The 21,502-nt window shown below is 43.3% G+C and carries 19 protein-coding genes and 1 pseudogene; 14 read left to right on the plus strand and 6 right to left on the minus strand.

Annotation, left to right across the window (positions count from 1 at the left end):
• Nucleotides 1–25: 25 nt before the first annotated feature.
• From JHD45_RS16755 to JHD45_RS16795, 9 genes are all read left to right on the plus strand, one after another.
• Complete coding sequence (locus JHD45_RS16755) at nt 26–1,267, plus strand: styrene monooxygenase/indole monooxygenase family protein (protein ID WP_199477645.1); 1,242 nt, start codon at nt 26–28, stop codon at nt 1,265–1,267.
• A 1-nt stretch (nt 1,268) separates the two neighbouring features.
• On the plus strand, nt 1,269–1,787 hold the full coding sequence (locus JHD45_RS16760; protein ID WP_199477646.1) for a flavin reductase family protein: 519 nt from the start codon (nt 1,269–1,271) through the stop codon (nt 1,785–1,787).
• Nucleotides 1,788–1,862: 75 nt separating this feature from the next.
• Complete coding sequence (locus JHD45_RS16765) at nt 1,863–2,753, plus strand: SphA family protein (RefSeq protein WP_199477647.1); 891 nt, start codon at nt 1,863–1,865, stop codon at nt 2,751–2,753.
• A 29-nt stretch (nt 2,754–2,782) separates the two neighbouring features.
• Nucleotides 2,783–4,177: an anthranilate 1,2-dioxygenase large subunit gene (gene antA, locus JHD45_RS16770; RefSeq protein WP_199477648.1), complete on the plus strand. Its 1,395-nt coding sequence runs from the start codon at nt 2,783–2,785 to the stop codon at nt 4,175–4,177.
• On the plus strand, nt 4,174–4,680 hold the full coding sequence (gene antB / locus JHD45_RS16775) for an anthranilate 1,2-dioxygenase small subunit (protein ID WP_233407888.1): 507 nt from the start codon (nt 4,174–4,176) through the stop codon (nt 4,678–4,680). The genes antA and antB overlap by 4 nt, the downstream gene beginning before the upstream one ends.
• A 132-nt stretch (nt 4,681–4,812) precedes the next feature.
• Entirely contained in the window at nt 4,813–5,832 is a 1,020-nt protein-coding gene (antC, locus tag JHD45_RS16780) for an anthranilate 1,2-dioxygenase electron transfer component AntC (RefSeq protein WP_199477649.1), read from the plus strand.
• Nucleotides 5,833–6,627: 795 nt separating this feature from the next.
• Nucleotides 6,628–7,788, plus strand: coding sequence for an alpha/beta hydrolase family protein (locus JHD45_RS16785; RefSeq protein ID WP_199477650.1), 1,161 nt, complete (start codon nt 6,628–6,630; stop codon nt 7,786–7,788).
• 7 nt (nt 7,789–7,795) lie between these two features.
• Nucleotides 7,796–8,575, plus strand: coding sequence for a cyclase family protein (locus JHD45_RS16790; RefSeq protein ID WP_199477651.1), 780 nt, complete (start codon nt 7,796–7,798; stop codon nt 8,573–8,575).
• A gap of 40 nt (nt 8,576–8,615) precedes the next feature.
• Nucleotides 8,616–9,587: a fumarylacetoacetate hydrolase family protein gene (locus tag JHD45_RS16795; protein WP_199477652.1), complete on the plus strand. Its 972-nt coding sequence runs from the start codon at nt 8,616–8,618 to the stop codon at nt 9,585–9,587.
• A gap of 102 nt (nt 9,588–9,689) precedes the next feature.
• Here JHD45_RS16795 and JHD45_RS16800 read toward each other — a convergent pair whose 3' ends face one another.
• Complete coding sequence (locus JHD45_RS16800; protein ID WP_325097330.1) at nt 9,690–10,634, minus strand: LysR substrate-binding domain-containing protein; 945 nt, start codon at nt 10,632–10,634, stop codon at nt 9,690–9,692.
• 421 nt (nt 10,635–11,055) lie between these two features.
• On the opposite strand from JHD45_RS16800, the pseudogene JHD45_RS22640 reads away from it, so the two are divergent.
• From JHD45_RS22640 to JHD45_RS16820, 4 genes and pseudogenes are all read left to right on the plus strand, one after another.
• Nucleotides 11,056–11,923, plus strand: a pseudogene (locus JHD45_RS22640) (DUF1302 domain-containing protein).
• A gap of 173 nt (nt 11,924–12,096) precedes the next feature.
• On the plus strand, nt 12,097–13,053 hold the full coding sequence (locus JHD45_RS16810; protein ID WP_199477653.1) for a VOC family protein: 957 nt from the start codon (nt 12,097–12,099) through the stop codon (nt 13,051–13,053).
• Between the two features lie 225 nt (nt 13,054–13,278).
• Nucleotides 13,279–13,638 carry a Rieske (2Fe-2S) protein gene (locus tag JHD45_RS16815; protein ID WP_199477654.1) on the plus strand — a complete coding sequence of 120 codons (360 nt, stop codon included), beginning with the start codon at nt 13,279–13,281 and terminating at the stop codon, nt 13,636–13,638.
• Nucleotides 13,639–13,668: 30 nt separating this feature from the next.
• The gene (locus tag JHD45_RS16820) at nt 13,669–14,802 is read left to right on the plus strand and encodes an FAD-dependent oxidoreductase (protein ID WP_233407891.1); all 1,134 of its coding nucleotides are present in this window, start codon (nt 13,669–13,671) and stop codon (nt 14,800–14,802) included.
• A gap of 457 nt (nt 14,803–15,259) precedes the next feature.
• On the opposite strand, the gene JHD45_RS16825 is transcribed toward JHD45_RS16820, so the two are convergent.
• From JHD45_RS16825 to JHD45_RS16835, 3 genes are all read right to left on the minus strand, one after another.
• Entirely contained in the window at nt 15,260–15,790 is a 531-nt protein-coding gene (locus JHD45_RS16825; RefSeq protein ID WP_067343051.1) for a phosphatase PAP2 family protein, read from the minus strand.
• A 267-nt stretch (nt 15,791–16,057) separates the two neighbouring features.
• Nucleotides 16,058–17,383 (minus strand): ATP-binding protein, encoded by a 1,326-nt coding sequence (locus tag JHD45_RS16830; protein ID WP_199477655.1) that lies wholly within the window; start codon nt 17,381–17,383, stop codon nt 16,058–16,060.
• Nucleotides 17,380–18,042 carry a response regulator gene (locus JHD45_RS16835; RefSeq protein WP_199477656.1) on the minus strand — a complete coding sequence of 221 codons (663 nt, stop codon included), beginning with the start codon at nt 18,040–18,042 and terminating at the stop codon, nt 17,380–17,382. The genes JHD45_RS16830 and JHD45_RS16835 overlap by 4 nt, the downstream gene beginning before the upstream one ends.
• A 221-nt stretch (nt 18,043–18,263) precedes the next feature.
• Here JHD45_RS16835 and JHD45_RS16840 point away from each other — a divergent pair, with 221 nt between their 5' ends.
• Nucleotides 18,264–18,872, plus strand: coding sequence for an undecaprenyl-diphosphatase (locus JHD45_RS16840; protein ID WP_199477657.1), 609 nt, complete (start codon nt 18,264–18,266; stop codon nt 18,870–18,872).
• A gap of 117 nt (nt 18,873–18,989) precedes the next feature.
• Here JHD45_RS16840 and JHD45_RS16845 read toward each other — a convergent pair whose 3' ends face one another.
• Entirely contained in the window at nt 18,990–19,811 is an 822-nt protein-coding gene (locus tag JHD45_RS16845; RefSeq protein ID WP_199477658.1) for a helix-turn-helix domain-containing protein, read from the minus strand.
• 270 nt (nt 19,812–20,081) lie between these two features.
• Nucleotides 20,082–21,473, minus strand: coding sequence for an aldehyde dehydrogenase family protein (locus tag JHD45_RS16850; protein WP_199477659.1), 1,392 nt, complete (start codon nt 21,471–21,473; stop codon nt 20,082–20,084).
• Nucleotides 21,474–21,502: the final 29 nt, after the last annotated feature.

Below are 21,502 nucleotides of genomic sequence, written 5' to 3' on the forward strand. Positions count from 1 at the left end.
CCACTAAAAATCTGGAGTAAATGTTATGTCACGTAATATTGCAATTATTGGCGCGGGTCAGTCTGGCCTACAAACGGGTATTGGCCTTTTAAAACAAGGTTATAAGGTAACGATGTTATCGAACCGAACACAGGATGATATTCGATCCGGTCGAGTCACTTCCAGCCAATGTATGTTTGATATGGCTCTGAACACGGAAAGAGAGTTAGGTCTTAACTTTTGGGAAAATGACTGTCCGCCAGTTGAAGGAATCGGTTTGACCGTTCCTAACCCAGAGATCCCCGGCGAAAAATTAATTGATTGGGCGGCGCCAATCGATCACAAAGCCCAGTCAGTGGATCAACGGCTAAAGATGCCTGTATGGATGGATGAGTTTGTCCGCTTGGGTGGCGAGCTGGTTTTTAAAGATGCTGGCATTGAAGAACTTGAAGAGCTAGCCGCTTCTCATGACCTAGTGTTGCTGGCAGCAGGTAAGGGCGAGATTGTTCGTCAGTTTGAGCGAGATGCCGAACGTTCAGTGTTTGATAAACCACAACGAGCTCTAGCACTTACTTATGTTCATGGTATGGAGCCTAAAAAACCGTTCTCACGGGTAGCGTTCAATCTGATTCCGGGCGTTGGCGAATACTTCTGTTTCCCTGCTCTAACGCTAAGTGGTCCCTGTGACATCATGGTCTTTGAAGGTGTTCCGGGTGGTCCGATGGATTGCTGGGGTGATGTTGAAACCCCGGAACAGCATTTAGCACGCAGCGTTGAAATTCTTAACTCCTTCTGTCCGTGGGAAGCGGAACGCTGTAAGAATATTCAGCTTACCGATGACAAAGGGGTGCTGTCAGGTCGCTTCCCACCAACAGTACGTAAACCTGTCATGACCTTGCCTTCTGGACGGAAAGTATTGGGGATGGCCGATGCTCTTGTGGTCAACGACCCGATTACAGGTCAAGGATCCAATAACGGTGCTAAGTGCAGCAAAATTTACCTGGATTCCATTATTGCCCGTGGCGATCAGGCATACGATGAAGCATGGATGGAAGCAACTTTTGAAGCGTATTGGACTTATGCAGAAGATGTGGTGGGTTGGACTAACAGCATATTACTGCCGCCAAAGGAACACACCCTAAACCTGTTGGGGGCTGCACAACAATCTCCTGAACTCGCAAAAACTATTGCCAACGGTTTTAACAACCCAGTGGATTTAATGCCCTGGTGGACTAATGCAGACGCCTGTAATCAAGTCGTTGGTGAATATTTTAAAAAGGAGGCCTGAGATGAACACATCTAATGTACAGACGATAAATTCCACACCTGCTGTTGAGGTGCCGTTGATTGATACCCGAGAACTACGCAACACCTTTGGCATGTTTGCCACCGGAGTGACTGCTATTACTGCTCTTGGAGAGAACGGACAGTTGGTTGGGATTACCGCGAACTCTTTCTCATCGCTTTCCTTAGATCCCGCTCAGATTCTGTGGAGTCTAGTGCTGACCTCACCCAATGTGTCGGCGTTTGATGAGGGAAAATATTTCAATGTCAATATCCTCAGTCAAAGCCAAGAAGGGCTGGCGATGCAGATGGCGACTCGCAGTGAAGATAAATTTGCGGGTGTTCAGTATTGCTTGAGTCCAACAGGGGTACCGCTATTAGAAGAGGCGCTAGCCACTTTGCAGTGTCAGGTTGAGTTTACTCGTGTGTCTGGTGACCACCTGCTGATAGTGGGACGTGTGCTGGATTTTGACCGAGTCGAGGAAGGTGAGCCTCTAGTGTTCTATCGAGGGAGATTTAAGTAGTTCTTAGGCCGAAATCTATGTCATTGAGTCCGGCTATGACTGGGCTCAGATAATATCAATAAAGGAACAAGACTTATGAAACGAACAGTTAACTATTTTACGGGATGCCTGATCTTGGGATCTCTGGTCGCCACTAATGCTCAGGCAACTGAGGGAGGAGGGTCGAACTACCCGATGGGGGCAACAGATCTATTGGTGGGGGCGCTGCCACCACCAGGTGTCTATCCACTGATTTATGCTGAGCACTATAAGGCGGATGATTTTAAGGGGAATAATGGTAAAAGCCTGCCGATCAATTTCAAACTGAAAGCCGATGTTGTGGCACCGAGACTGCTGTATGTAACAGACAAAAAAATGCTTGGTGGTCAGCTGTTTTTCGCTGGTTTGTTGCCTCTAGTTAAGCTGGATGTCTCTATGCAGGGGAAGCGTGATAAGGAGTCGGGTATCGGTGATTTAGATCTAACTACCGGGCTGGCTTTTCATCATAGCCCTCAGCTGCATTCTGCCGTTGGCGTCGATGTTTTTGCGCCAACGGGTGAATATCGCTCATCACGACTTGCCAATCCGGGGCGTAATTATTGGACGGTTGAAGGGGTTTACGCGGCTTCCAAAATTGATCCTGCTGGAATCAATTGGGGAGTAAAAGTGATGTATGACTACAACTTCAAAAATGATGCGACCAATTATAAATCTGGACAAGAGTTGCATGCCGATTATTCACTGGGCTACGGCGTAGCGCAGCACTGGATTATTGGGGTTGGCGGCTATGCCTATAAGCAGTTAACTGGAGATGAAAAGAATGGTTCGGATATCGGTAATAAAGGCCAAGCGTTCGCGATAGGCCCTGCGATTAAATACGATAATGGCAATGGCTTCTTTTTATCCGCTAAGTATCAAAAAGAAATGTCTGTTAAAAACCGCCCAGAGGGTGATGCCTTGTGGATAAAAACGATTGTGAAATTTTAATCAATTAGATGAGTCAGGAGATTGAATCAATGAATACTAACTCTAGGGAAACACTGATTGAGTGGCGCGATAAGGTTGAAAATTGCACCGATTTCCGTCCTGAAGAAAATGTATACCGAGTGGCTCGCGAGATGTTTACCGATCGTGATCTTTTCGATATAGAAATGGATCTAATCTTTGAGAATACTTGGATCTACGCCTGCCATGAGAGTCAGATAGCTAATCCGCATGACTTTTTTACCATGCAGGCGGGTCGTCAAGCGATGATCATCACCCGCGATGGTAAAGGTGAACTGAATGCATTGATTAATGCCTGCCAGCATCGTGGGGCAACTCTAACACGGGTATGTCGCGGTAATCAGTCTACTTTTACCTGTCCCTTCCATGCGTGGTGCTATAAAACCGATGGTCGGCTGGTGAAGGTAAAAGCACCCAGTGAATATTCCGATGACTTTGATAAATCCACCCGAGGGTTACGTAAGGCTTTGATCAGTTCTTATAAAGGGTTTGTGTTTATCAACCTTAACACCGAGTGCACAGAATCTCTCGAGGATTTCCTTGGCGATGCCCGTATTGGTTTCGACATGATGGTGGCCCAGTCAGAGAACGGAGAGCTGGAAGTGTTGCCAGGCTCTTCCTCTTATACCTTTGATGGTAACTGGAAATTACAGAATGAAAATGGCCTTGATGGATATCACGTCAGTACCGTGCACTACAACTACGTCGCGACGGTTCAGCATCGTCAGCAATTAGAAGTGGAAAAAGAGCAGGGCGGCAAAAAAGTACTCGATTACAGTAAGCTTGGTGCAGGCGATAAGGATACAGACGATGGTTGGTTTGCGTTTAATAACGGCCATACGATTCTGTTCAGCGATATGCCCAATCCAGAAGTTCGTCCGGGCTACGCTTCAGTCATGCCTAGACTGATTGAAGAGTACGGTGAACAGCGCGCGCAATGGATGATGCATCGTTTACGCAACCTTAATATCTACCCTAGTTTATTCTTTATGGACCAAATCAGTTCTCAACTGCGTGTTGTTCGTCCGGTTGCTTGGAATAAGACAGAGGTACATAGCTTTTGTCTGGGGGTTAAAGGCGAATCGGATGATGATCGGGAAAACCGCATTCGTCAGTTTGAAGATTTCTTTAACGTATCTGGTATGGGAACGCCTGATGATCTGGTGGAATTCCGCGAAGCGCAGAAAGGCTTTGAAGCCCGTTTAGAGCGTTGGAATGAAATTTCCCGTGGCTGTGAAAAATGGACCACTGAGCCTACTGACAATACTGAGGCTTTGGGGATTCGTCCAGCGATGACAGGCACCGAGTTCACCCATGAAGGCCTTTATGTCAATCAGCACTCTACCTGGCAGCGTTATCTATTGCAGGGATTGGACCGTCAATTACAGCAGCAGGAGGAAAAATGATGATGACCGAGAAAAAAGCCGCTGCATTGCAGAGTATTGAACAATTCCTGTACAAACAGGCCGAGTATTGTGATCGTCAGCAATGGGATGAGTATCTGGCCACATTTGATGAAAATGCCGAATTTCATATTCCCCAGTGGGATTCGGAGCATGTTCATACCACGGATCCTAAACGGGAGATGTCGCTTATTTATTATGCTTCTCGAGCGGGTCTTGAGGATCGGGTATTCCGTATCCGTACTGGCAAATCGGCAGCCTGTACCCCAATGCCTCGAACCATGCATTCTGTGAATAATGTTCAGGGTGAAGAGCAAGCGGATGGTACTTGGAAAGTGAAGGCCAACTGGGTGACGCACTTTTATCGCTTCGGCGAGTCTGAGTCTTTCTTTGGACGGGTGGAATACACGCTTCGTGCAGAAGATGGCAGTTGGATTGTTCAGCGCAAACAAGCGATTTTATTGAACGATAAGATTCGTCATGTGCTGGATTTTTATCACGTCTGATTGGCTATCTGGTCGGTTTGGCGATCTTTAGTTCAGCGCAGAGCCCTCTTTCATTCCCTTTTGGGGCTCTGCCGAGGACGGTAAGTCGTCAATTCCGGCCTTTTATCAGACGAAGATTCTTTGAGGTGTTTTATGAATAAAGTTGCTTTAAATTTCAGTGATGGGCGAACCAAATTTATCGGTGTTAATCCTGGGGAAACCGTTCTGGATGCGGCCCTGCGTCAGGGCATTACTATTCCTGTGGATTGTCATGAAGGGGTATGTGCTACCTGTAAAGGCTTGTGTCGCTCCGGGGATTACCAACTTGAATATGTCGATGAGGATGCTCTGAGTGAGTCAGAACTTGAGCAGGGCAGCGTGCTAACCTGTCAAATGCGAGTGGCATCCGATTGCGCTATCGAGTTTGATTTTGAATCAACACTCTGTACCAGCTCTGGTCCTGAAGCGCTAGAAGCGGAGATTACTAAAGTAGATCTCGTTTCAGAGTCGGCGGCGGTGGTTTACATCGATGCAAAAGCCCGCCGGACTCAACTGGACTTTTTGCCGGGTCAATATGCCCATGTGAATGTGCCTGGAACCGATGAGTGGCGCTCATACTCGTTTGCCTGTGCACCAAATGAGACGAATCAATTGCAGTTTCTGATCCGTTTGTTGCCGCAGGGTGTCATGAGTGATTATTTGCGCGACAGAGCAAAACCTGGTGATCGGATAACACTGAAGGCGCCTCTAGGGGCATTCTATCTTCATCAAATCAAGCGTCCGCTTATCTTTGTCGCTGGTGGAACGGGATTGGCAGCATTTCTCGGTATGCTCGACCAATTGGTTGAAAACCCTGACCGTTGTGAGCAGCCAATTACCCTGTTTTACGGCGTCACTCAGGTAGCCGATTTGTGTGAGATTGAACGTATTCAGAAAGTTGCTGAAAAGCTGCCGAACTTCCAATCATACAGCATAGTGATGAAAGAAGCGGCTGATTGGGAAGGGCCAGTAGGCGTAGTAACCGATCTGTTTGAGGATCGTTATTTCAACGATGGTGAGGTTGATCTCTACCTTTGTGGGCCTCCGCCTATGGTGGACGCCGTTAAAGGGTGGCTGGATGATAGAGATATGTCCAAGTCTACGGTGCACTATGAGAAGTTCTCTGCTAGCTAACCAAAAAACTTTGTCGTGGTCTAATGGCAAGACAACAGGGGGCATGGGTCTATACCTTTAGTGAGCCTAAAACGCTTTACTTCTGTCCCCGAAAGTTGTCAACGATGTGATCTACAATGAAACAAATCCGGTTGTTTTTAGAGAAAAATCCTTTCGTATAAACAGCTGGATAAGCCGTGTCTCTTTGATTTGTAACCCTCATAATAAAGCCTCAGGCGCTGAATGCCCGTAACGCAAGGGGGCTAAAAACAGCGTTTTTTTTCGGTCATCAACAAGCTCCTGAAAAACTCTTCTACAACATGAGCCTTTCATCTCTTACAGACAGTATGGTTGTCATCATTCGAATCGTTATTATGTCCATCTTTCTATGAGATCGAATGAACGATTCTGTTTAAAGGATTTTTGTGAGATATCACAGTGGTTTATATTAGGGTGACTTTAATAGGAGAATAAAAAATTCATTATTCATAAGCGTAGTTTATTAACCTTAGCTATTTATGTTGATGGTCACTACTTATGAAATATCTTCAGGTGTAAGTTTAGCCCACGTATTTGATAGGGATATGATGATTAAATAAAAAATTAGTTGATATTCTAGCTTTAATAAAAGCTTTCATCATCGTATAAAAAAATTGATTTTGATTTTGATTTTGATTTTGATTTTGATTTTGATTTTTTAATGTTTCTGGATTTTTTTGATTAACCAAACTTGCAGCCTAAAGAATAAGTCATCATGTTGGTTTTTCCTGAATGGGATATTATTTAAAAAAACTATAAAAATGAGAGGAATAGCTTATGGCGTTATTTGAATATTTCCCAAACTATGTTTGGAATTTATCCGTTTCTATTGCATTAGGAAGCGGAGCCAAAATTGGTGAAGTTATTGATATGTGTAAGCCTTTACGCGAAGCCGCAGAAAATGGCGAAGATGCGGGGACAGCAGAATTTCTGATTCAGTGGGTCAATATGGCGGATAAACTGATTGGACTTGCTGATGAAGATGAAGATGCAGGGAATTATTTTTCGGCTGGTACCAAGCTAAAGAGAGCGGCGCTGTATTTAATGGTGGCTGAGCGAATGCAAGGTCAAGGACATCCGAATCGAAAAGAGACTTGGGATAAAGCGCAAGAGACATTCCGTAAAAGCATTAGGCTCAGCAAAGATAATTGTGAGTATGTAGAAGTGCCACTTGATAACGGCGGTATTATGCCTGCGTTGTATGTTCGAGCGGAAGGAGAGGGCCCTCATCCAACAGTCGTTTATTGTAACGGTTTGGACAGTTGTAAAGAGATGCTCTATTGGTCAAATTTACCACAGTCTCTGGCCAAACGAGGAATATCGACGCTTTGCGTTGATCAACCTGGTACCGGTGAAACATTGCGCACTTACGGTTTGCCTGCGGTTTATAACAGTGAAGTTTGGGCGTCCAAAGCGGTTGATTGGTTAGAGCAACAAGACGATGTAGACGCATCTCGTATTGGTATGACGGGGATTTCTTTAGGTGGTCATTATGCGCCTAGAGCTGTCGCCTATGAACCAAGGTTCGCAGCTGGTGCTGTATGGGGAGCAAATCATAACTGGGCAGAAGTGCAGCAGAAACGCTTAAAGCGTGAGGGTGAAAACCCTGTTCCACATTATTGGGCGCATGTCATGTGGGTGTTTGGCGCAAAAGATATGGATGATTTCTTTGTTAAAACAGAAGGGATGAATCTTAATGGTGTGATGGACAAAATTAAGGTGCCGTTCCTTGTTACTCATGGAGAAAAAGATCGTCAAATTAATTTGGATTACGCTTACCAAAGCTATGACCAGCTAATCAACTCACCAAATCGTGAATTTAAAATCTTTACGGAACGTGAAGGCGGGGTCGAGCATGTTGGTGCAGATAATATGAGTTTTGGTTGCGATTATATTGCTGATTGGTTCGCCAAAACATTGGGTGGCAAACGGGGGTAAGAAAGAGATGGCTCGTCAATTTATTGATTTATCGATTTATCTTGAGAACGATGTGATCACTGATCCGCCGTTTATGCGTCCAGAGATTACATATCAGACGCACGAGGAAACGGTTCCAGAGGCGAACCACTTTTTCCCCGGTGTTGCGGCGGATGAGTTTCCCGGTGGTCATGGATTTGCTGCGGCTGAGACCGTGAAGCTCACCACGCATAATGGTACACATTTGGATGCTCCTTGGCACTTTCATCCCACTATGAACAATGGTGAAAGAGCGATTACCATTGACGAGGTGCCATTAGACTGGTGCTTTCGTCCTGGGGTGAAGTTGGATTTTCGTCACTTCGAAAACGGCTATGTCGTGACCGCAGCGGACGTCGAGGCGGAACTGAAACGTATTGGTTATGAGCTGCAACCCATGGACATTGTTTTGGTGAATACCGCTGCGGGTAGTGCGGTTGGCGATCCTGATTTTGTCAATATTGGTTGTGGTATGGGCTATGAAGCAACGATGTATTTACTTGAACGTGGTGTGCGAGTGACGGGCACAGATGCTTGGTCTTGGGATGCACCATTTAGCCATACTGCCAAACGCGTCGCTGAAACGGGTGATAATTCGCTGATTTGGGAAGGGCACAAAGCCGGTAGGGACATAGGCTACTGTCATTTGGAAAAGCTTCATAATCTCGAAGCCCTTCCAGCCTTTGGTTATACCGTTGTTTGTTTTCCTCATAAAGTGCGCGGTGGCTCAGCGGGTTGGACTCGCGCTGTTGCTATTATTGATAACTGATTGAGCTGCTCGAAGTGACAGTATTTTTAGGAATAAACGTATGAAGCTAGCAACGATAGATAACGGTACACGTGATGGTGCATTGGTGATTGTTTCTTGCGATGGCCAATCTTACCTGCCTGCACCAGAAAAAATATCAACATTGCAAATGGCACTGGATAATTGGTCTGTGAATGAGCCTGTATTACAGGCTGTTTATCCGGAACTTAAAGATGGGAAAGGCATGAGTACAGCCTCATTAAGCTACTTAGCGCCTTTACCTAGAGCGTGGCAATGGTTAGACGGTTCGGCCTTCAAAAGCCATGGTGATTTAATGGATCAAGCATTTGGTTTTGAACCTAAACAACTAAGCAAACCGCTTATGTATCAGGGAATGTCACATCAATTTTTAAGCGCAACAGCGGATGTTCCATTTATGAGAGAGGAGGATGGCATTGATTTCGAAGGCGAGTTTGCGGTTATTGTAGATGATGTTCCTATGGGCGTTAGCGCAATGCAGGCGCTTAAGCATATTAAATTACTTATCTTGCTTAATGATTGGTCCCTGCGCACGATTGCCATTCCCGAAATGAAAACGGGTTTCGGATGGGTGCAGGCAAAACCGGCTTGTTCTGTCGCCCCAGTGGCGCTAACGCCGGATGAGTTAGGAGTGGCTTGGCATGATGGACGAGTACACCTTGATTTAGTGGTTGATTGGAATGGTAAACGCTTTGGTGGGGCATCTGGTGGTGAAATGGGCGTCGGTTTCCATGATTTAATTGCCCATGCCGCTGCGACTAGGGATCTTTGTGCAGGTACCATTATCGGGTCTGGAACGGTATCCAATAAAAACTATCGAGAAGTTGGGTCAAGCTGTATTGCTGAGCGACGTGGCATGGAAACACTGGATACAGGAGCCGCCAAAACGGCTTATATGTCATTTGGTGACCAGGTAAGGATGGAGGCAATATCAGCAGACATTCCTCACTTGTTCGGAATCATCAGTCAAAAGGTTATAAAGAAAACATCATAGACGGAATGCTCTTGTTTGGCTGAGTTTTTAATGCTAGAGAACAATTTATCTGTTTTGTTCTCTAGTTTCTAAAATATTGATTAAGGAATTGTTCTAATCATATTATTTTATTTGTTCTGAATCCATATTAATAGCAGCTTCCTTTAATATGTTTCGTAACCAAATAAGACCTTCATCATTATTTCTATATTGATGCCATTGAACACATTGCTTCATTGCTGGAATATCAAAAGGCAAAGGCAATATTTTAAGGGGCCAGACTTTGGCCATTTTGGTGGCTAATCTCGCGTGAATTGTGGCGATATTTTCTGAGCCTATTACTAATGCGGGAAGTGAAGCAAAGCTAAATGTGGTTGCAATGACGTGTCGTTTAATTCCGTATTTTTGTGCAAATGAGGTGCCAAAAAAGTCTTTTTTCGTTGCCTCTGGTCGCATTAGTACGTGGCCTGCTGCTGCGTATCTTTCTGTGGTTAATTCTCCCTGAGCAATCTTACTGTGTTTCCAGACAACACAAACAAACTCTTCTTCATAAAGTACATCACTGGGCTGTTCAGTAGACATAAAATCGGATGGAATGATCAGTAAATCGGCTTTGCCTTGTTCTAGTTGCTCATGCGGGTTGTTTGCTTCTTGAGCTAGGAGTTGAAAACGAGCGGTACTTTTTTGTTTGCCTACTATTTCTAAGGTATGTGGAATAAGTACTGTTTGGGTATAGTCTGAACAAAAGATACTAAAAATTCTATCTGTTGTTTGAGGATCAAAACTGGGTTGTACAAGGATCGTGCTTTCGATGTTATTTAATGCGTTACGAACGCTGATTTTTAGGCTTTCTCCTAAGGGAGTAATGATCATTCTGCGACCTATTTGCGTTAGCAAATCATCTTCAAAATAGTCTCTTAGCCGAGATAAGGAATTGCTCAGAGCCGAAGGGCTCATGCTGAGCTTTTCTGCTCCTTTGGTAATACTCTGTTCGGTTAATAGTGTATCTAACGCCACCAAGAGGTTTAGATCGAGTTTTTTAAAGCGCATCTTAAGACCTTTTGTCACTGGTTATTCTTATTTTAATCATTCGATAGTATCGAATGATTAACTTAGATTAAAGGATTTTTCTGAAAGATTGTGGTAGTTGGAGTGTCCCCAAGGTTGTCCTGCTAAACCTCGCAAAACATTCTCTTCATACAAAACATCGCTTAGGTGAGCCCTTAGAAAGGAATGCAAATGGGCCTAAATTCAGGAGTTCTGCAATATGAGTAACGTTTTAGTCGCTAAAAATACATAAAAGACGATAAGTAATTCCACTCTTAGTTTTAAAAACGCAAGAGAAGGCAGTTGATAGGGTTTTTATCGACCATTCGATACTATCGAATGGTCGATATGATTTAAAGGATTTTTCTAAAAGGTTGGAGTCGCTTACATTTTGGCTTGTTCTTGAAAATAAAAATAAAACCCTAGCAAAAAGGAAGAACAAGTGAACACACTAAATACGACTCCATTTAGAGCGAAGGCAATCGCTCTTGCCATTATCTCTACGACATCTACTGCCTATGGATTTGAGATAACAACTAGTAATCCAGATTTAAGACTTAGTTTGGATAATACGGTGAAATACAGTACTGCTTACCGCTTAAAAAGTTCCTCACCTGGCTTAACCCAAGGTCAAACCGCAATCAATCTTAATGACGGCGACAATAACTTTCATAGAGGATTAGTTTCTAATCGCTTGGATTTATTGTCTGAACTTGACTTGTCCTATAAAGATTATGGCGCGCGAATCAGTGCTGCTGCTTGGTACGACGATGTCTATCATCACCATACAGATAATGCCAATAAGGACTTCAGGGCTAATCATACGCCAGCCAGTGAATTTTCGAATCAAACGAAAAGAGTCATGGGGGGATGCTGAAATTTTAGATGCTTTTGTCTACAGCTGCTTCCCTGTTAAAGATGGAATGCAAGGAACGATCCGTGCGGGTCGTTTCACGCAATTGTGGTGGGAGAGCCTGTTTTACGGTGTAAACGGTATCGCTGGAGGTCAGGCACCTATTGATATTGTGAAATTATCTTCGGTTCCTAACTCTCAATTTAAAGAGACCGTATGTCCAACAGGCAAAGTGTCGATTGATGTGCCGATTTCTGAAACGGCTTCTATTGGTGCTTATGTGGGCTACGAATGGGAAAAATCACGTTTTCTTCCTGCGGGCTCTTACAATCTGCTTTCTGGAGAAGCCTATGTGGCCAACATGATGAACGATAAGAAATTCCAGAACAAACCAGTTCAGCGCATGCCGACCAGTACCTTCACAGGGCGGGGTCTTGCTAGGCAAGGTATTCGCTAAGTGAGGGAGTGTTTGCAAGGTCACAGATCATCTGACCGAAAGTTGAAGGCTCGTGAAGGCGACGTTAAATACTCTAGTTTTGGTCATTCAGTCAATGCTGGCGCATACATTGGCGATAGGATCGCAGAATTTTTATATGGGCATACCGCCTAACACCTTGTTTGGAGAAAGAGATGAATATAGTAGGTTTAGAGAGCATTGTTTTTGCCGTGGAAGATATTGCTTCGTGCGCAACCTTTTTAACAGATTACGGACTTATCCCTGTTGATGTGACTGATAAAGGTGGTCGTTTTGAGGCGTTAGATGGTACCTGTGTTGTACTCGCGGAGGCATCCAATCAGAGTTTACCGCCAAGTGTAGGCAACGGCTGTATGATGCGCAAAACCGTCATGGGTGTGGCCAATGAGCAGGATTTAGAGGCGATTCGTACAGAATTGAGTAAGGATCGAGACGTAACAAGCTTGGCTGATGGTTCCATCGAATCCATAGACGACATGGGTTTTGTTATTGGCTTTCAAGTAACCAAACGAAAAACCATGAGTTTGACGGGAGAAATATCCAATGCACCTGGGTCGCCTTTGCAACGTCCCGTAAACCAGAATGCCGTTAATGTGAACGCAGAACAGATTCACCCGCGCACTTTGTCCCATATCGTGTACTTTGTATCAGACCCAGCGAAAGCGGAAGCATTTTATGTGGAACGTTTAGGCTTTCGATGTACAGATCGCTTTGAAGGCATGGGGCCTTTCTTACAACCTGCTGGGACGTTGGATCACCACACACATTTCTTTATTGGCGCCCCAGAATTTATGAAAGGCGTAGAGCATTTCACTTTCCATTTTGCGGGGCCAACAGAAGTCATGCAAAACGGCTCTCGCTTTATTGAGAAAGGGTATCAAGCCTTTTGGGGGCCAGGCCGTCATATCTTTGGTTCAAACTGGTTTTGGTACTTCAACAGTCCATTTGCTTGCCATATTGAGATGGATGCAGACATGGACTTGCATGATAAGACTTGGCAGGCACGGACAGCACCAATTAGTGCGGACAACTCTCAGGCCTTCTTGTTGCGTTACCGTAATAAGTGGGCTCCGGGGCAAGACAGCACGCCAAAAGGGGATTATGAAGAGTGAATAGTGAATTAAGGGGGCGAACACTGCGTTGTTCCCATTCATTACTTAAGCGACGTAAATGTTGCTAGCCCGATCAAATTCCAATCGGACATGGGATTGCTACTGGCCTTTATGTTCATTTGGAACATGTTAGGGGCATTAATTCTGCTATCGGCCCTCGCGCATTTTTTGTTGAAGCCCAAATTCTCTAACAGTAATCAAGTGCAAGAGAAGGAGACAGCATAAATGGATAACCAAGCAAAATGGCTTTGCCAACTGAGCGATATTGAAGAAGGGCAATCAAAAGGCTTTTTCCTAAATGACGATGGTAATGATCAGATCTTTATCGTTAAGCATGCTGGGCAAGTTTATGGCTGGAAAAATGCCTGTCCGCATATAGATGGCGCTCCCATGGCATGGCGTAAAGACGCCTATATGGATGCTTCTAAACAGTACATTGCGTGTCATGCCCATGGGGCTTTATTTGAACCAGTAAGTGGCTTCTGTATACAAGGACCATGCAAAGGCAAACGGCTTGAAAAAGTCGTAACTGAAATAGACCAAATGGGCAATGTTTGGCTAATACACTCTAATAAAAATAAATAAAATTCAATAAAAACAATAAGTAAGGAGTCAATGATGGCAGTGGTAGATAAAGTTCTCGTAATTGGTGGTGGGTTCTCAGGCATGTCTGTGGCAATAAAATTACGGAGTCATGGGATTGCGGTGGATCTGGTGGAAATTGATCCAGAGTGGTGTGAGTTAGGAGCAGGTATCAGTATTAATGGCGCTTCCATGAGAGCGCTGGATGATCTGGGCCTTTATGATGAAGTCGTGAAACAAGGTTGCGTCACCGATGGTGTGGCGATTCATTTGGCTCATGGCCCTTTGTTGATGGAATTACCAACACCAAGTCCAGTAGGCTCTCAGGTCGGTGGCAGTGGCGGTATTTTTCGTCCAACATTGGCTCGCATTATGTCGAAAGCCGTTATGGAATCGGGCGTTGATGTGCGTTTAGGTTGCACCTATTCGGATATCAAGCAAACGGATAGCTGCATCGAAGTGGCTTTTACCGATGGTAGCACTCGCGCATACGATCTTGTTGTTGCGGCGGATGGCGTGCATTCAAGTGTTCGTAAAGAGTATTTCCCAGAAGTACCTGAGCCTGAATACATAGGTCAAGGTGTGTGGCGTGCCATTATTCCGCGCCCAGAGAGTATCAATCAAGTCACCATGTGGATGGGGCATCATCTGAAATTGGGCGTTAATCCAGTATCAGAGACGCATATGTATATGTTTATTACGGAAGATCGCCCAACTAAGGAGCATATTGACAGAGAGACTTGGCCCGAGGTGCTTGCTTCCTTGATGAAGCAATTCCCGAATCCAACAGTTGAGGCCTTGATTCCCCATATATTCAAGGAAGAAGCCAATATCGATTACCGCCCATTAGCGAATCTTCTGGTGAAACAGCCTTGGAACAAAGGCCGTCTCGTCATGATTGGCGATACGGTTGCCGCCACTACACCACATTTAGCTTCTGGCGCTGGTATCGGCATAGAAAGTGGCATTGTGTTAGCCGATGAACTTGCCGTTAATGATTCTTTAGAGAAAGCTCTTGAAAAATTTCATCAACGTCGTTGGGAACGCTGTCGCATGGTGGTCGAGAACTCTGCTCGACTCTGTCACATCGAAATTAATGGCGGAGATAAGGAGGAACATTCAAGAATTATGGGGCAATCGCTCAAGGCCCTTAGCCAACCTATTTGATTGAATGTTCTCTATGGCAGTGAGGTATTTTTTTATTTACAGGTCACTGCCATTTTTATGCAGATTATCACGCGTAAACAGTGTAGAAAGCTTGTTTTCATTTCTGACTAATCTACTTAGATTGCTTTGTGGCATCAGAATTAGCAAGGGAAGGTGAGAATAAGCCGTCTAATACTCATAGGACATGGTCTAAAAACTCATATTCTTTGTTAAGCGTCTTCGTCAATAGGCCCACCATTCACATTCTTGCCTGCCGCGAATAGCAAGCTTTTATCCACATGCTTAGACAAGAGGATTTGTTTGTACTTTCCTTAGCCGTAATAGCGTAAATCTGAGCTCACAATGGGTCTTCGACCTGATTTAATTAGGTCACCTTTAATAAGGAGGCGCTAATGTGATCATGAAAGTTTAGCGTTTTTCGCGGCTAAAATAGTGATAGGGGGATTTATCACCGTAGTCAATATGGCAGGATGCCATGAAGTAACGCTACCATCAACGCAGCACAACCGACACCAAGCAAGGCTCCCATTAATGTATCGGTAGGGAAGTGAACCCCAAGTAGTAGCCGAGACAGTCCCACATGAGTAGCCCATATATAAAAGAGCAGATAATACGATGGAAAAGCTTGTGCCAAGCAGTAGGCTACAAAGAACGCTCCGGAAGTGTGTCCAGAAGGAAATGAAAACTTATCCGATGGCGTGATGTAGCTGTGGAAGTTTTTCAGTGTGTCGGCAGGTCGATTTCGTTTAAAACCTAGTTTGATTGCAAAATATAAGCACCGCTCAAGCGCAAATCCAAATGCAATGATGCTTGCTAATAATCTGTAATGGAAATGCCACAATACGATATCCGTCACAACGTAGAGCGGACCATCTGCGCTAAATGAAATAAATCGCCCAATTCTTGCCAGTCTCTTGCCATTTTTTCTAGCCATAAACCAAGAAAAAACGAAAACATCAAGCTGGTGAATTCTTTGAATAACATTCATTAGATATCCCCTAATTTTTGCTAATATTTAGAGAAACTTTGGTACAACTACTGTGCTTACCAATACTTTGTTAAAAACAGACTCAAAATGCGCATTTATAGCGATAAACTCCGCTTTCTCGTCTGTTTTTGTCGTGTCTTAGCGTCGCTCGTGACATCGTGCAAAGGTCTCTTAGAACTATATGAATCGGAATGTTCACTCCTCGGAGGATTTTAAAGAGTTATATTTATACAATAGGGCAATAAGGCTTAAATAAACCTTAACGATCTATAGACCTTTAAAAGTCACTCTGACACACAATCCCGTTTCTTGTTCTGAGTCAGTCAGCGTCAGTACCGCATGATGATTGTCAGAAATGTTTTTTACTATGTTCATTCCCAATCCACTGCCATGAATTTTAGGGTGTTTCCCTCGGTAAAAACGCTCAGTTACTTTGAGGCGTTCTGCTTCTGGAATGCCAGGACCATTATCAGATACCTCTAAAATGACCTCCTCTTTTTCTTTGTAGACTGACACATCGATGGTGCCATTTTCCGGTATGTAGCGAATAGCATTGTCGATGAGGTTACTAATCAGAATGCGTAAATCGTCAGGGAACCCCATAATGACGGCTGCTGTTTGTTTCCCCATGCCCAAGTCAATGTTTTTGCGTTCTGCTGCATTGACTGAGTCAGTAATAATCAGCTTACATAAGTTTGTCAGTTCAACCTCTTCGGGGGATTGATCTGACTTTTCTGGATCAATCTTGGCTAGTGTAAGTAGCTGCTCAGAAAGGTGAGAAAGTCGAGAGATACTTTTCTGTAATTGAATAAGCGATTTTTGTTGTTTCATGGGGTCGGTCTCACGTGCCATGACTTGCATTTCTACACTGAGCCCCATAATGGGAGTGCGTAACTCATGAGCCGCATCGGCAATGAATCTCTCTTGTTGGATGAACGTTTGCTGTAAGCGCTCTAATAAATCGTTCAGGGCTTGTATGAACGGTTGTATTTCTTTCACTGGCCGAGCAGGAATGATTGGGTCAAGGCTTTTAGCATTGCGGCTTTTTAATTCTTCACTAATATGTCGCAAAGGTTTTAACCCGTAACCAATACCGAACCACAAAAAAATCGCCAGTAACGGAAGCATGGCGAGTACAGGCCAAAAAAGATTAATCGACAAACTGGCTAAGGTTTCAAAACGAAGATTCTGAGCTTGGGCAATAAGAATCCATTTGTCGTCACTTTTCATGACAAAAGTATGCCAGACTTTACCATTGACAGTTTCGTTGATGATGCCTGTTCGGGTAGGGGGAGCAAAGTCGATTGATGGATGTGAAGCAAATTGCCGTTTGTTATTTTCCCAAACTTCTAAAATGACCTCGTCATCTTGATCTTCATGATCGTGAGCTTTTGAAGATAATGTCTGCTTTAGATTGATGGAGTGAGTTGAATTGCTTAGATTTATATGATGGGCGATGTACTTAAGTTGATCATCTAGTGTATTTTCTAGGGTCAGATAATCCCCCCAGTACGTGCCAATACTTGCCAGAACACCGACGAGGAAAGTTGTAGGTAATAACCAAATGAGCAGATTGGTGCGAAGTGATCTCAATGAACATCTCCAATTCGATAGCCAACCCCTCGTATTGTTTTAACAATTTTAGTATCAATTTTTTTACGGAGATGGTGAATATGCACTTCAATCGCATTGCTACCTATTTCTTGATCCCAGCCGTAAAGACTTTCTTCGAGGGTTTCTTTTGAAATGACTTTACCTGGCTCTTGCATAAGCTCATGCAAGAGCGCAAATTCTTTAGCGGATAAGGATAAGGGCTCATCTCGAAACCAGACAAGATGGTGAGCAGAGTCAAGCTTTAACTCGCCAACGGCTAAAATGGGTTGGCTGCGTCCGACTTTACGGCGCATGACAGCATGAACGCGTGCGATGAGTTCTTCTAGTGCAAAGGGCTTTACTAAGTAGTCATCAGCGCCTTCATTGAGTCCGCCTACGCGGGAGGAAACATCGTCTCTAGCCGTAATAATGATAACGGGAATTGAGTTATTCGCCCGTCGTAACTCTTTTAGCAATGATAAACCGTCTTTATCGGGTAACCCAAGATCGAGTAACAATATGCTGTAGTTTGTTGTTTTTAAAGCGGATATCGCAAATTTAGAGCTTTGTACCCAATCCGCCGCTAAGTTTTCTTGACGTAACCCTCTTAGCAGACCATCACCAATAAATTCATCATCTTCTACAATGAGCAAACGCAAAATGAGATCCCCCCAACACTTTTCAAAATAGGCTGTCTTATCATTATCATGGTGAAATAGCGAAAAATTAATAAAAATCCATCTGAGAAATTTGCGTAGGATGAAAAATCTTTATTTTCATATTTTTTAAGACTTAAGTTCTCCTTAAGGAAAGCCTTGATAACTTCTCACACCGATCATAGTCAACATGCTTTTACTGTATTCTATTCTGAGGCGATAAAGTGGAACATTTAAACCAATCTCTATTTTTAATGATTAACCATTTTGCAGGTTCGAACGCTATTTTGGATCAATTAATGGAAGTCTTGGCAAAGTATCTTCCTATTCTATTCGCCTTAGTATTACTGTGGTTAGGTTTTTTTAATAAAGTTTCGCCTTCTCTTCAAAAGAAGAGGCGTCATGCTGCCTTTCTGTCTGGCTATACTATGTTGATAGGGATTTCTATTAATTTTTTAATTGCTTTGTTTTATTTTCATCCAAGACCCTTTATGAATCATCTTGGTACAGAGCTAATTCCTCATTTACCTGATACGTCAATGCCATCAGATCACACAACCTTGATGGTTTCAGTCGCATTAGGACTTTTTAGTTACACTGAGACTCGACATATTGGTCAAGTTCTTTTGGTGCTGGGCATAATAGGTGGTTTAGCTCGGGTGTTTTGTGGTGTTCACTATCCCTTCGATATTGTTGGTTCCATAGTGGTGTCATGCATTGCTTTTATACTAACTTGGCTATTAAAAGACTATTTAAAACAACTTAATTTGATTGTTTTTAGGGCGTTGGAAAATAAAATAGAGTTTTTACGTCTGTTTACCCATGAAAAATAATAGTGATCTAGGACTGTTTCATAGAAAAAGTGGAATAAGTTCTCTGGGAATTACAGCGCCCATAATAAGTGCTGTAATTTTTTAATTTGAATAAGGCAATTACAAAAAATGTAATTATTAATAAAATTTAACTTTATCTAAATACATACTTTCTTCTATTCGGTTAACGTAATGGTTTGGTGTTGTATTCGTCAGTGCTTTAAATTCACGCGTAAAATGTGCTTGGTCCGAAAACCCTAATCGATAGGCTAGCTCAGAAGGTTTTGTATGGGTATTTAAATTTATTTCATATAAAGCGGATTGAACTCGAACAATGCGACAGAATGTTTTGGGCGTCATGCCTGTGTCTAATAAAAATTGTCTTTGTATTGTTCGGCAAGTATACCCTGTTATGTCTTCTAATTCTTTTATTTGAACATTCCCTTTGTTAACGAAAATGTATTGAACGACTTGTTTTGAAAGACTTGAATGATTTCTAATGCCATGTTTTATTAAAAATTTAGAAAATAATAGAACTTGATTAGTAAAAGACTCTTGGCTTGCAACTTGTTCAAATAAGTCATTTATCTTAAGGGCAATATCTTTAAATTCGGGCCTTTGGTTGATTAATTCAGACGCCGAAAGATTCAGGAAATTAGGTGTCGAGGTTGCAGAAAATCGAACACCAAAATAACGATGTTTATAGGTAAACTCCACCGCTTCTGCACCGAGTGTTGTTCCACAAACGGTTGCTTTTGGCTTAGAACTGTCACAATCAAATAAAATATCAATACAACCATCTGGAATGGCATTAGTGACTTCTGATGATGCGGACTCAAAGCTATAAAAATGTGATACAAAGGGGATGTTAGATACTTTGACCGAATACTCTTCGGCTGCACAAAGGACAAACCAAGGCTGTTTAGACTTGATTTTAGCAATGCTATAATTTTCAATCATATTGGATAACCAATTTGTTATTATTCTTTTATTGTGGTTTTCCGGTTTAAAAAGCGGATACCAATTCTTAATAATACTCAAGCTGAATGAGATGTTTTATTATTAATTATCTTTCATGTTTAACTCTCGATTATTATTATTTTAAAAAAGACCTTTTATAGAGTACTTCAGTCTGGTGTGTATGCAAAGGTCTTAGCACATAATTTTAAAAAGTATGATCCATAGGGCTGAGCGTTCAGTCATACCCTATGGATGGCAAGGCAACCGAAATCAGCTAAAGATAACTTGGATATCGGTGTATTCCATTAAGCCTTCTTCTGAGAACTCGACGCCGAAACCAGAGGATTTCACGCCACCAAAAGGCGCATTGGGTTGAATAGCACCGTGTTTATTAATCCAAACAGAGCCACACTCCATTCGAGCAGCGACTTTCTTTGCCATATCAATATCAGATGACCAGACGGAACCGCCAAGGCCATTAGGGCTATCGTTAGCAGAACGAATGGCATCATCAATATTTGAGTATTTTATAATGGGTAATGCAGGCCCAAACTGTTCTTCATCCACTAGAGAGTCGCCATTTTGTAAGTCGGCAATGATAGTGGGTGGAAAGAAAAGGCCTTCACCAGGATCGCCCCCTAGTAACACTTTTCCACGTTCTTTGGCTTCAGAAACCAATTGAGACACTTTATCAAATTGCGCTTTGTTTTGGATTGGCCCTAATATGCTGGCTTCATCCATGCCGTCACCGACGGGTATATTTTTAGCAAATGCAACAAGTGACTCGCATACCGCATCATAAACAGACTCATGAACATACAATCGTTTCATTGCCGCACAAGTTTGACCATTATTAATAAAAGCCCCCCAAAATAACCCTTCTGCAATGGCGCTAGGGTCAACATCTGGTAAGACGATGCCGGCGTCATTGCCCCCTAATTCTAGGGTCAGTCTCTTCATGGTGGTTGCTGCAGACTGCATGACTTTCTGACCTGTTGCACAGGAACCAGTAAAGACAATTTTTCTAATATCTGGATGGGCAGACATGGCAGCACCTAGGTTAAATGTTTTGTCGTCACCCGTGACAACATTCACAACACCTATAGGTAAGGCTTCTTGCATGATTTCTATGAGACGAATGGTGGATAGTGGTGTACTTGGGGAAGGCTTAATAACCACCGTGTTACCAGTTCTTAAGGCGGGCATTATGTGCCAAATGGCGATCATCACCGGAAAATTCCAAGGGGTAATCGAACCAACAACACCCAGAGGTTTTCTGTATAGCTCAACTTTGCCGTCTTGGTTATCTTGTAAGGTTTTAGCAGGAAGAGAAAGGTTCGATGTATAGTCTGCCCAAGCGACAGCACCCCCTATCTCCCAACGAGAGCCTAGACCATTCAAAGGTTTTCCTTGCTCCAGTGTGACCAGTTTAGCCAGCTCTTCGGAGTGATCTTGTATCGCTTTCGTGACAGCAAGACAGTTTTTTTGAAGCTCCTCATCCGATAATGACGACCATGAAACAAAAGCGGACTTGGCTGATTCTACGGCAGCGTTTAGTTCATCATTGGCCATGTTCGGTGCATGACCGATAAGCTCACCTGTAGAAGGATTAAACACTTCAAAAGGCGTATTTTTGGTTACATTATAAGCGGAACTATTCATTGTTTTTATTCTCTCTAGTGACTCGGTGC

The sequence above is a fragment of the Marinomonas spartinae genome (assembly GCF_016461715.1).
Classification (GTDB): Bacteria; Pseudomonadota; Gammaproteobacteria; order Pseudomonadales; family Marinomonadaceae; genus Marinomonas; species Marinomonas spartinae_A.